The following is a 12,223-nucleotide window of genomic DNA, read 5'->3' as shown; positions in this document are numbered from 1 at the left end:
TTGCCGGCGCTGGCGAGTTAGTGCTGGTGCGTAATGACATGGAGAGTTTGATTGAGCTGCCCTTTATGGTGGCTTGTGGTTTGGTTATCGCATTGGGGTCGGCGCTTTTTATTCGGTTGAATATTACTGCAATGCGTTTTCGGCACTGGGCTTTATGGCAGCGTTTAGCGCTAGCGGCGGCAATTACCGGCGTGGTGGCGTGGTGGGAACCGGCGATTATGGGGCTAGGTTACGATACGCTAGGGCAAGCCATGAATGGCGAACTTATGCTGACAGCGCTCATCGTCATTTGTGTTGCCAAAATTGTTGTTAGCGCGCTAACGGTAGGTCTCGGCTTGCCGGGCGGTGTTATCGGCCCTGCATTGGTCAGTGGTGCTTGCTTGGGCGGTGCTTTGGGTCTGTTGGTGCATGCCATTTACCCCGATATTGTTGTGGAGCCTGCTTTTTATGTGCTTATCGGGATGGCGGGAATGATGGCGGCGGTCGTTAATGCGCCATTAGCGGCATTGGTTGCGGTGTTGGAATTAAGCTATAACCCGCACATTATTTTTCCTGCGATGCTGGTCATTGTTGTCGCGTGCGTTACTACCCGCTATTTCTTTAATTTTGGTGGTATTTTTAATGAACAGTTAAAGCATAGCGGGCGGCCATTAAATTTAAAACCTGCGCAGCAAGCGCTTCGCCGCGCAGGGGTGCGTAGCGTGATGGATACCGCGCTTGTTATTGTGCATAAAGAAATGGACTACGAACACGCGAAGCAAATACTCGCCAAAAAGCCTAACTGGCTAATCGTAGATGAAGCCCCGCGTTATACCGCATTAAGGGCGGCTAATTTGGCGGCATGGTTAGAAGCGGCCCCTGTTGAAGTGTTGGCGTTAGAGAAGGATATTGATCTTTTTGCGATTCCTGCCCAGCGGCTTATACTGGCCGCAATTCACGAAGATGCGACTTTGTGGGAAGCCGAGCAAGCGATAGCTGCGGGGCAGAGTGATGCTGTGTATGTCGCAACGGCACAGCGATCTGTACTGAATGTTATGCAGGGAATTGTGACGGTTGAGCACCTCGATAATTATTACCATTCATAGTTGCGGATTTCCCGTGCCTTTTATACCTTAGGAGAAGATATGTTGTGGGTTAAAGCCTTTCATATTATGGCTGTAGTTACTTGGTTTGCCGTTTTGTTTTATTTACCGCGTTTATTTGTGTATCACGCGGCTTGTGAAGATGCGGCGGGTAAAGAGCGCTTTAAAATTATGGAGCGCAAACTTTACCGCCAAATTGGTACCCCATCGATCATTGCTGTTTGGTTGCTGGGCGCTTGGTTGGTGAGCTTCCAATGGGACTATTTAAAAACACAAGGCTGGTTTCACGCCAAGCTCACGTTGGTATTTTTGCTGACGGGCTACCATCATATGTGTGGGGCTTACGTTAAAAAGTTTACACGTGATGATTTTCAACCCCCTAGCCATGTGTTCTTCCGCTGGTTTAATGAAGTGCCTGTCTTCTTTTTGGTGGCTATTGTGATTTTGGTTGTTGTAAGGCCTTTCTAATCGTTTTTTATTTTATATGAGTTCGAAATTGGCACTTGCAATAATTTTACCGTTAACTTGTATATGTAGCTTATGCTCGCCGGGATAATACCGGCGAGTTGTAATTGCTTTAAAGGAATAGCTTTTCCTTACTGATACTTCTTCGCCTTTCTTGGCGCTTATCGTTTTTAATTTAAATACCTTTCTATTATGTTGGTTGTTGCTGCGCAGAAAATCAATGGCGTAATCAATGACTAATTTTTGCTGTTGCTGGCTTGTGAGTGACAGTGAGAATTCTAGCGCTTCGCCGCACACTACGCTAATGGGACACACGAGCTGTTCATGCTTGATGAGGGCTTTTTTTGCGCCCATCAGGGCTAGGGCTCGAGAATTACCTTGCTTGATTAAGGTTCTGCTAGCGTGCTGGATAATCCACAAGGTTTCTTTGCTGCTGGCTGGTGTGTGCCATGATTCTAGGGTGTCTAAAACAGTCTCTGGGTGATCTTTACTAATGTCGTTAAGGTTATTGGCAACGGACTTACGCACATAAAGGCTTGGGTCGTTTTTGAGTGTTTCGAGTATGGGAAGGATTGGGCCAGGTGCTGCGACCAAAGCTTTTAGCTGAATACCCCAGGGCAGACGCGGCCTGCAACCTTCACTGGCTAGGCGGCGAACGTGATCGTCTTTGTGCAGAGTCCAAAGTTTTAGTTGCTTAAAAGATTGTTCGGGGTATTTTTCGATAAAAGGGCGTATGGCAAATTCAGCGCTGAATAGTGGGGTGAGTTTTTCTAGTGTTTGGAAGGCCAATTTAGGGCTGTGAATACCAAGTACTGCAACATAATCAATGATAGGCCAAGCGGCAAAGCCACTGAGCGGGTCGTTAGCTTCGCCCTTGTTCCAGTGTTGTGGAAGCCGACAGAGCGCTGGTGCGACAAGCTTAAATGCCGGCAGGTGTTTTTCCATGGCGGCAATAATATGGTTCACCCTAGCTTTTAACTCCAGCGTTTCTAAGCCCCTTTGAGCATCGCGGCTAAAGGCATTAGGTTCAAAATTTTCGATAATCGAGCTAAGACCATCCGCGATACGTTTAACTGCAGTACTTGATAAACCGTGTTTCATAAGGAGTCCATATCGTAATGTTTACGCGTATTGTTTGTATGGCGGGGCGGCTAAGATTATACGTGGGGTGTTGCAGGTAGGCTATTCACCTGTTCCGGGCAACGCAGTTGAGGAAGCAGTAACGTATTTTTCCTCGGTGCTTAAACCCAAAGTGCATAGCTTGTCGCTATTTGAAGTGCTTTTGTTGCTTAAAAAGTGTAAGAGGTTGGCGCGTGTCAGCACTGAGTGCGATACGCACCGACGTCTTAGAGTATTGTTGCGACTGGCTGGCCCATGCGTACAGGGCTGTTGGCACCTAGGTGTTCATGCCATTTGATGGTGTTTTTGGGTGTGAGTACTACAGCGGTTGACCCTAATAAAAAGCGTCCCATTTCGGCGCCTTTATCGAGCTGTTGCGGTTCTACTTGCTGGTAATTAAAGTGGCGTATTTTTTTTCTCTGGGGGGCAATAACACCTGCCCATGGTGTTTGAATGCTGGCAACAATCATTGCGCCGACCAACACAACGGCCATGGGGCCTTGCTCTGTTTCAAAATGACAGACGACACGTTCATTGCGTGCAAATAGGCGGGGTACGTGTTGTGCTGTTACGGTATTAACGGAAAATAAATCACCGGGAACGTGCGTCATGTGTGTGAGTTTACCGGCGAGAGGCATGTGTACACGGTGGTAGTCTTTTGGTGATAAATAGATGGTGGCAAAGCTTCCATCTTGGTACGGTTCGGCATCTTCGGGCTTGCCGCCAACGAGCTCAAGTAGTGAGAAGTCCTGGCCTTTTGCTTGGAATATACGGCCGTTTTCAATGTCGCCTAGTTGACTAATGGCGCCATCGGCAGGGCTTACAAGGGTATTGCCTGCGTCGATAGGGCGAGCGCCAGGTTTAAGTGCTCGCGTAAAAAAATTATTGAAGGAGTCATACGCTTCGAGGTTTTGCTCAAGGGCGTCGCGCATGTCGATGTCGTATTTACCGGCAAACCAATTAATGAAGGTATTTTTAATAAAGGAATTTGTGCTGCTTGCCAGTAGGCCGGCGCCGCGAGAAATAAGGTGTTGTGGGGCAAGCCGTTGCAGGGCAATAAATAGTTGATCGCTCATACGCATGCTGAACTCTGTAAGTGGGTGTGAAATTTAAAGGTTGAAATAGTTTAGGACTTAAGGGGGCGTTCGCCCTGAATGGTTACGTCATCTAGGCTTCGCACGATATAGGTGAAGCTTTTATAGCGCTCTTGTGTGATGTCGCCGGATTCTACAGCCTTGGCTATGGCGCAATGGGCATCGTTAATGTGCGTGCAGTTACGGTATTTACATTGGCCAATAAAAGGGCGGAATTCACTAAAGCCGTGCAGTACATCGTCTGGGCTTAAATGCCAGAGGCCAAATTCGCGTATACCTGGAGAGTCAATACAATCGCCGCCATCCGGGAAGTGGTATAGCCGTGCGTGGGTGGTGGTGTGGCGGCCTTGGCGGGCAACGTCGGAAAGTTCACCGACTTTAATCTCTTCGGCGGGCAGTAGCGTTTGGATGATAGAGGACTTCCCTACGCCAGATTGCCCCACAAAAATGCTGCAGCCTTCGCTGAGTGTTTGTTTGAGGGGGGGCATACCAATATCGTTTTTACTGGAGATGGCTAAGCTGTGATAGCCCAATTTTTGGTATTTCTTCAGTAGGTCGAGGGTTGGGTTGTCTTCGCTGAGTAGATCGCACTTGTTGACGAGCAATAAAACATCAAGCCCTAAGTACTCAGCAACGACAATATAACGATCGATAAGGCTGCCGTGGGCCTCGGGTTCGGGTGCGATGACAATAATGGCGCGGGTAATGTTGGAGCCCACAAGTTTCATTTTTCCGTAACTATCGGGGCGGCACAGCTCGCTGGATCGCTCTTTAATCGCCTCGACAATGCCGGTATCGGTTTGCTCGCCTAAGCCTCTTCGCCAGACGACCCGGTCGCCGGTGACAATGTGAGGGAGGTTGGCGCGCAGGTGGCAGCGGATGACATCGCCGGTATCTGGGCATTCAACATCAGCGCGGGCGCGGTAGTGGCTAATCACCCAGCCATTCTGTTCGTCGCCAAAATTGTTATCATCGGGCGGCGTTACTGTTTTACCGGATGACTTCGCATTATTGTTGATTTGAGCATGCTTATCTTCGATGCGTGTTTTTTGTTGTTTACTGAGTCTACGTTTGGCCACAATAATCGGTATCTGTTGGTCTATAATCGCTGCATTGTACGACAAAACGACGCTATAACTGCACACCTACCTTTTAACTGGCAAATTGAGTTTTCGAATGACTAAAAATAACACGGCAAATGATACCAACCTGATTTGGATAGATCTTGAAATGACAGGATTACTGCCCGAGGAAGATACCATTATTGAGATTGCAACAATTGTTACTGATAGCCAGCTCAATGTGTTGGCGCAGGGGCCTGTTATGGCTATTGCGCACTCCAAGCCGGTATTGGATGCGATGGATGAGTGGAATACCAAGCAGCATGGCGGTTCTGGCTTGGTTGATCGAGTGTTAGAAAGTACTACAACAATGCGCGATGCAGAGAAGGCCACAGTGGCTTTTTTAGAACAGTGGATACCTAAGGGGAAAAGCCCTATATGCGGTAATTCTATTGGACAGGATCGCCGTTTTTTGGTGCGGTATATGCCAGAGCTGGAAGCGTATTTTCACTACCGCAGTATCGATGTGTCGACAATCAAAGAGCTGACTCGTCGCTGGCAGCCTGAATTACTGGACGGCGTGCAAAAGCAAGGGAGTCACTTGGCTTTAGATGATATTAAAGATTCTATCGCGGAGCTTAAGTATTATCGCGGTACGGTTTTTAGTATTTGATGGTATCGAGTTGCCCCTCTAGCCCTAGAGGGGTGCTGCATTCGCTGTCGCGAAGTGTACTCTCAAATAACTGAGTGGTTTTAAATTACCACTTTGGTGATCTTATTTTAACCCAATTGTCTGTGGCTATGAATTGTGTCCCATAAACACAATGTGGCATCTAGCCCAATACCTGTATCTGTACGTATCCTACCTATATATAGCTATGTATTACTTTGCTTTTTGATTTCAAGTCAATAGTGAAGTAGTGCACATCGTCTTAAAAAAGCAGCACAACACCGCAAGTACGATGGTGAATGAGCTCTTATCTTTAGCTAATTTAAATTTCAAAATTACACTATAAAGGTACTTTTTATATGATACCCAAGCGATCTCTATCCGTTTATTTTCGGGCAACAAAGCTGGCGGGCTTGGTGATGTCTGCTGCGACTTTGGGGGCTTGTGTTTCAGAGCCAGGTCCCACGCAAGGTTCATCATCAAGTCTTACCGCTATGGGCTCTTCTTCCTCTGCGCCCAACACTACGCCTTCAAGTATTGCGTCTGTTGCCAGTAGCTCTTCAGTTGCGCAGGCGTCTACTGTTCGCGTGCAAGCTCAAGATTACAGCCGTTTCAATGAATCTGATAATAACCGCGATGGCGCAACCAGTGGCCGCTGTAGCCAAGGCATGGTTGATCTTGTTGACGTCACGGATAACGGCGGCACTTGTGCGGTTGGCTACGTAGCCGCGGGTGAGTGGGTTGAATACGATGTCGCAAACTTGGTTCCGGGTACCTACAGTATTGTATTGCGCACGTCATCGCAAAACGCTGGTCGTCGTGTGCAGGTTTCTGTGGCTGGCGCTTCTGTGGGTGAAGTTGATTCGGTGGGTAACGGTTGGGAAAGTTATGTCGATAATACCCTTACCAGCGTTGCTATTCGCTCAAACAGTGCCGTGGTACGCGTTACCTTCGCTGATGGTGAAGCGAACTTAAATTATTTTGATTTAGTCCCTACTGGCGGTGGCTTACCACCGGTTTCTAGTGTGCCCTCAAGTGTTGCTCCACCGAGTAGTGCTGCAAGTAGTTCAGTGCCTTCTGGTGGTGTGTCTATTAACGATGCTGATGATTTTACAACGCAGAAAGGTCAGTTTGAGGCTAATAATTGTCAACTGTGTCACCAGAGTCAAGGTGGTGGGCTGTTTACGGCTGCTGGTGCACCTAGTGGCCCAATAGATATTTCTTATGCTTTGAGTCCCGCAGGTTTCCCTGCTTTGGTTGAGGCTATTAGCGCTACCATGCCAAAGAACGGGGCTGGAGATTGCACTGCGGTAAACAACTGCGCGCTAAACACGGCAGCCTACATGGTTAACCTTGTATCTGGCGGTGATACCCCCCAGTCGTCTAGTTCGAGCTCCGCTGGCACCCCAATGGGCTCCGATTACGCCGATTTTACGCCGGATCTTGAAATGGGGCGTATTCTCTACGAAGAGACGGCATCTTTGGGGTGTGCAGCCTGTCATGACGCCGCTGAGGAGTTTGCACCGAAAATTCAGGGTTTCGATTCTGATCAAGATTTGTTCGCTAGTATCGTTGACACTATGCCAGCGTCGGGTGATGGATCCCGAGCTGGTGAATGTGTAGGTCAGTGTGCAGCAGACATAACGGCTTATTTGAGTCGTGTTATTAGTCAAATCGTAGTGTCTAGTTGCAGTCCCGATGACCCAGTAACTTACGGCATCCGTAAAATGCGTTTGTTAACGGCACAGCAGTACATTAATACCGTCGAGGATTTAGGTATTGCCCAATCTGGAGATGTTGAAATTTCAGATCTAGTTGTTGATGATTATTTGATAGCCAATTCATTTGCGCCCCATTCAACAACTGTTATCGACTCCTCGCGCCATTTCAAATTTATGACTATTGCTGAGAGGCTGGCTGACTCTGCTGCTAATCGCATCAGTAATGGTTGTAACTCTGCTGATCAATGTGCAAATCGCTTTAACGATTTTGTAACACGCATATATCGTCGACCATTGACGGGTGAAGAGCGCGCGACCTTCGCTGACATTTTTGGAGAATTTGGTGATCAAGGCATGGCTGTAGCTCTGCAAACGGCACTGATGTCACCGCACTTCTTGTACCGATCAGAGTCGGGTGTTTCTGTAGCTGACGCTAGAAATAATAACGGGTTAGGTCTGCAAAATCTCGAAGGTCTACGGGATGCTGATTCTAATGCTTATGTGCTCGATGCCTATGAGTTTGCAACTGCACTTTCGTATATGTATACAGGTTCTACTCCTGATCAAATGTTACTTCAGGCGGCTGGAAATGGTGGCCTTAACAGTGATGCAGCGGTGGCGACTCAAATCGAACGTTTGTTGAGCACTCAGCGTGGCCAAGAGCATATTGGTCGCTTTGCTGGAAAGTGGATGCGTACTGATGCCGTCGTTAACCAGAGCCGCCCAGACTTCCCAGCGTTTACTGAGCAAGTTGCTGAGGATATGGCCGAAGAGGTTCGTCAGCTATTCCGTCACGTTTTTTACAGTGACGGCGTGCCGTTTGAAGATTTCTATTCTGGCGATTATGCAGTGGTGAATAACAATCTTGCTCAATTTTACGGAATTCCGTTCAACGGTAACGGCTGGGCGAAAACTGGAAACTTGCCAAATCGCGGCGGCATTATTACCACGGGGGCATTTATGACCAACAATGCGACCAACGAGCGTACTGGTCCAATCTTGCGTGCGGTACGTATTCGAGAGCTGATGTTGTGTCACCATATCGATCCACCGCCTGCTAACTTGGGGGATGACCGTACTCAGCTTGAGCGTGATGGAAACATGGAACGAAATATGGGCATGATGACGAGCCGTCGTTTGTTTGAAGTGTTTACTGACTCACCAGCGTGCGCCAGCTGCCATGCCAATGCTATCAACCCATTGTTTGGTGTTGAAGACTTCGATCAAATCGGTCGCTTCCGTACTACTATGCAAGGTCTGCCTGGTGTCTCAATAGCGCGTGAGAATGGCACCTTTGATAATACCTATTTAGGTAATGCTGGAGTGCAGGGCTTGGATATCGAGAACTACGGTGAGTTGCGTGGTACAGCGTCTATTAAGGGTAGCGACGTTATCTCCTTTAACGGCTCTAAAGATTTAGGCGACAAAATTGCAACTCTTCCGTCGGTGCGTGAATGCATGGTGACAAACGCCTTCCGTTACACAACGGGCTTGCCTATTGGCCCTGATGCAATTTACAAGGAGCCTGATGGCTCACCAAAGAAGCAAGAGCCTACATTGTCTCAAGAGCAGGTTGAAGACTTCACTTGTGCAAAAGACGTACTCGAAAGTGAATATGTTTCGAGCCACAGCAACGCCAAAGAGGTCTTTAAGAAAATCGGCACTTTGGAACTGATCCGCTTCCGTAAGTAGCGACGACAGGTTTCAAATTCAGCTAATTGCCTTAGGAAATTACAATGACTAAAATGATTGATAGAACGCAGAAGCAAGTTAATAAGGATCGGCGCCAATTTCTTGATATGGTGAGTAAGGCCGGTGTATCGACGTCAATATTGAGGGCTTCTCCGCTTGCGGCAGGCCTTATGCTTTCTCGCTTTGCAGAAGCTCAGGGGGCTCCCAAAAAATTGGTGATGATTTATCACCCCAACGGTTCACCGAAGGGCAAGTGGGCGCCAGGTGCAAGTGTCGCCTGTGACCCCTTGTCGCCTCATATGGGGAATATCGCATTGCGCGAGATGACCAGTGCGGGGACTAGTCACGGCAGGCTCGATTTTGCCGCTGGCCGAACCTATAACAGCCCAGCAACACAAAGTACATTCAATATGCAGGTGGCTCAAGCGATTGGGCATTTGACACCCTTCAAATCAATAGAGTTGGGTGTGCACACCAAGAGTACCGGTGGTGATATTAATGTGCTCAATGGAACAAAAATTCCGCTCGAAGATAGCCCCAGCGCTGCATTAAATCGATTCTTTAATTCCGCTCCGCCGCCTCCAACCGGTGGGGCTGGTGGTCCAACTATCTATGATCGACGTTTAAAAGTGGCGCAGGTGAACATTGAAGCGTTGAATGCTCTGCAGAGTAAGCTCGGTGCATTTGAGAGAGATAAACTAGGTTTTCAAATGAATTCTCTTAAGGATTTAGAGAGCCAAATTCTTAAAGCGCAGATGGCAGAGATGAGTTCGAGCGGAAATACTGGTGGAGGCGGCGGTGGATCCTGCTCTGCCCCTGGGTTGTCCTCGGGCACCACGCCGCTAAATACCTATCGTGCACAAGGCGATATTGCTGCAAAGGCTTTGGCTTGCGGTTTAACCAATGTAGTTTCAATACAGTTTAATGAGACTCAGGCTAGCTGGTTTGGTAATGATGGCAGTCCTGACTCAGTAAATTATGCGGGCGATCACCATTCTGCAATTCACTCAGGGGGCTTTGAACAAATTCCCTATCTTATCGAGTACATGAATAAAGGTGTTGCGCATCTCATTAGTAAGCTTAAAAGTGAGGGGGTTTTCAACGACACCGTAGTGGTTGTATTTAGTGAAATGGGTGATCCTTCTCACACGAATGAAGATGCGCCAATTATTGTTGCCAGTGGTATTGGCGGCTTGCGGACAGGATTTCGTAAGGATGGTGCTGTGCATCACGGTGTGTTTGGCGACATTGCGCGCTTGATGGGGCTTGAGTCAAGCATTGCTGACGGAACCATTGGTGGATACGGTTCCGGTGGCCACGTAATGTAAGGGATGTTTCTGGTTGTTAATAACCCGACCTTGGTCGGGTTTTTCATTTTTGAGGCAAGGTGTTTAGGGGCGAGGAATCACCACATCATCGACTAATGCTTGATTCGATATTTTTGCTATCGTTGTTCAATCTAAAAGCCGTAGTTGAGAGTCAAAAAGATCCGTGTCCCCTTACCGCACGTAAGGTGCGCTAAGGGGATGCGTAGACTTTGATGGTTCTACTGCGGTTTTTAGGTTCAAGCTGTTCAAGCAATAGATGTCTCGGTAACTGCTCCTCGATATTATTCTTCTGTCTCGAAACGTTACCCTACTGACCTATGACCTATGACCTATGCCTTATAGGCTTCGGCGTGCGCCTCTTTGAGCGCCTTGATAAATCGGAACCCTCCGCCTAATTGGGCAATCTATAATTACCTCGTCTCATATATTGGCGTTAAATTGTTAAATGGCGCCAACATTTTTGGTGGTGTTAAGTAGAATAGGAAAGCGCTTTCAGATGGTTCATCACAATAGCAGGTATACCATGAAATTTTATTATTCTCCGATTATGGCAATAAGCAGTTTAGTGATGCTTATTGCCATAACGGGGTGTGGCTCCAAAGATGCTCCTCCCCACAGTGAAACGGCGATAACAATCACCGGAGCACTCAACGATACGGGGGTCACTCATTGTAGTGGCTTGGATGAAGCTCAGCTGGCTTGTCCACAGGAGACTTTACCGAACCAAGATGCTGAATTTGGTCGAGATACCAATATTGCATCGGTTGTCAAATCAGGGGCAGGCTTTGCCGGTTTTGATTGGGCTAAGCTCGATAGTGTTGGCAATCCATTACATATCCAAAATGCAGCGTGGGCGGTTGGTGGTGTCGAAGTCAGTGGTACTCACTGGTCTTGTGTTCAAGATTACGTCACGAATTTAACCTGGGAAGTGAAAGAAAGTGATTCCTCTCACCCGCGCTATGCGGAGCATACTTATACATGGTATGACGAGCGCGCAAACCACAGTGGCGGCAATACGGGAACGCCAAATGGCGGAACTTGCGGTACTGATGATTGCGACACTCAAGGCTTTGCGGCTTGGGCTAATGGCGCGGCATTATGTGGATATAGCGATTGGCGCATACCAACGGTTACAGAGCTAACGTCTTTGGTTGTGCGAGGAAAAGAGCTTCCAGCGGTTGATACGGATTATTTCCCCAATACGCTGCAGCCTCGTTTTTTCACCGCGCAAACAAACGCTGAAATCCCTGAGATGGCTTGGTACATCTATTTTAGTAACGGTAGCTCGAGTTATACCTACAAACGTGACCCGTCTCAGGTGAGACTGGTTAGAGGAGGACGGTGATGAAAATTAATTTCTTCGCCGGTGTCGGCATTTTATTGTTGGGTGTTGAGTTGCATGCTGAGTGCAATACGCAAATGGTTTCGACGGCACCCTCCGTGCGTTATGTTATTGAAAATAAGATAACTGTCGTGGATACAGCGACAGGACTTATGTGGAAACGCTGTGCTCAAGGGTATGAGCTGAATGGGAGCGCATGTCTTGAAGAAAGCACGAAAAATGCTGTGTATGAGTGGCGCGAGGCTCTTGAGCTCACGGTGAATTATTCTTTTGGTAGTTACTCGGACTGGCGTTTACCAAATGCCAACGAGCTAGCATCAATAGTTGAGTTTAGTTGCTTTGATCCAGCGATTAATCATGACGTGTTCCCTAATACGCCGGCGAAGGTTTTTTGGAGTAATACGCCAAACCGCTCCAATACAATCTTCGCATGGGGAGTCGACTTCAAACAGGGCGAGAGCAAGACGCCTTATAGAGTAGATTCTCATAATATTCGCCTAGTCAGAGATTACTGATTTTTAAGAGGCTTAAGGGGCGAGGCTATAATAGTTTATCCAATTAGGCGAAGAGATCGGCTTTCTTATCGAGGCGCTTAAAGGGGCGCATGCCGGGGCCTATATGGACATAGGTCATTAGGGTAACGCATGGA

10 protein-coding genes are annotated in these 12,223 nt (G+C 47.9%); 7 read left to right on the top strand and 3 right to left on the bottom strand.

Annotated features, from left to right (window positions below):
* Together AC3A8L_RS14675 and AC3A8L_RS14670 are read left to right on the top strand one after the other, a co-directional pair.
* Positions 1 to 1,085, top strand: a 1,085-nt coding sequence (locus AC3A8L_RS14675; RefSeq protein ID WP_487963018.1) for a chloride channel protein, incomplete at its 5' end; no start/stop codon positions are given.
* Positions 1,086 to 1,124: 39 nt separating this feature from the next.
* On the top strand, positions 1,125 to 1,550 hold the full coding sequence (locus tag AC3A8L_RS14670; protein WP_487963017.1) for a CopD family protein: 426 nt from the start codon (positions 1,125 to 1,127) through the stop codon (positions 1,548 to 1,550).
* Between the two features lie 12 nt (positions 1,551 to 1,562).
* On the opposite strand, the gene AC3A8L_RS14665 is transcribed toward AC3A8L_RS14670, so the two are convergent.
* The 3 genes from AC3A8L_RS14665 to rsgA all read right to left on the bottom strand — a co-directional run bounded on the left by AC3A8L_RS14665 (position 1,563) and on the right by rsgA (position 4,884).
* Complete coding sequence (locus AC3A8L_RS14665) at positions 1,563 to 2,648, bottom strand: DNA alkylation repair protein (RefSeq protein WP_487963016.1); 1,086 nt, start codon at positions 2,646 to 2,648, stop codon at positions 1,563 to 1,565.
* Between the two features lie 245 nt (positions 2,649 to 2,893).
* Entirely contained in the window at positions 2,894 to 3,742 is an 849-nt protein-coding gene (gene asd / locus AC3A8L_RS14660; protein WP_487963015.1) for an archaetidylserine decarboxylase, read from the bottom strand.
* 50 nt (positions 3,743 to 3,792) lie between these two features.
* Positions 3,793 to 4,884: a small ribosomal subunit biogenesis GTPase RsgA gene (gene rsgA, locus AC3A8L_RS14655; RefSeq protein ID WP_487963014.1), complete on the bottom strand. Its 1,092-nt coding sequence runs from the start codon at positions 4,882 to 4,884 to the stop codon at positions 3,793 to 3,795.
* Positions 4,885 to 4,936: 52 nt separating this feature from the next.
* Here rsgA and orn point away from each other — a divergent pair, with 52 nt between their 5' ends.
* The 5 genes from orn to AC3A8L_RS14630 all read left to right on the top strand — a co-directional run bounded on the left by orn (position 4,937) and on the right by AC3A8L_RS14630 (position 12,089).
* Positions 4,937 to 5,494 (top strand): oligoribonuclease, encoded by a 558-nt coding sequence (gene orn, locus AC3A8L_RS14650; RefSeq protein ID WP_487963013.1) that lies wholly within the window; start codon positions 4,937 to 4,939, stop codon positions 5,492 to 5,494.
* 356 nt (positions 5,495 to 5,850) lie between these two features.
* Positions 5,851 to 8,904 carry a DUF1592 domain-containing protein gene (locus AC3A8L_RS14645; protein ID WP_487963012.1) on the top strand — a complete coding sequence of 1,018 codons (3,054 nt, stop codon included), beginning with the start codon at positions 5,851 to 5,853 and terminating at the stop codon, positions 8,902 to 8,904.
* 44 nt (positions 8,905 to 8,948) lie between these two features.
* Positions 8,949 to 10,232 (top strand): DUF1552 domain-containing protein, encoded by a 1,284-nt coding sequence (locus AC3A8L_RS14640; protein WP_487963011.1) that lies wholly within the window; start codon positions 8,949 to 8,951, stop codon positions 10,230 to 10,232.
* A gap of 523 nt (positions 10,233 to 10,755) precedes the next feature.
* Complete coding sequence (locus AC3A8L_RS14635; RefSeq protein ID WP_487963010.1) at positions 10,756 to 11,577, top strand: Lcl C-terminal domain-containing protein; 822 nt, start codon at positions 10,756 to 10,758, stop codon at positions 11,575 to 11,577.
* Complete coding sequence (locus AC3A8L_RS14630; RefSeq protein WP_487963009.1) at positions 11,577 to 12,089, top strand: Lcl C-terminal domain-containing protein; 513 nt, start codon at positions 11,577 to 11,579, stop codon at positions 12,087 to 12,089. Before AC3A8L_RS14635 ends, AC3A8L_RS14630 begins: the two co-directional genes overlap by 1 nt.
* The last annotated feature ends 134 nt before the right edge of the window (positions 12,090 to 12,223 follow it).

Source organism: Marinagarivorans sp. (assembly GCF_982758155.1).
This window is presented reverse-complemented; position numbering and strand designations above follow the sequence as displayed.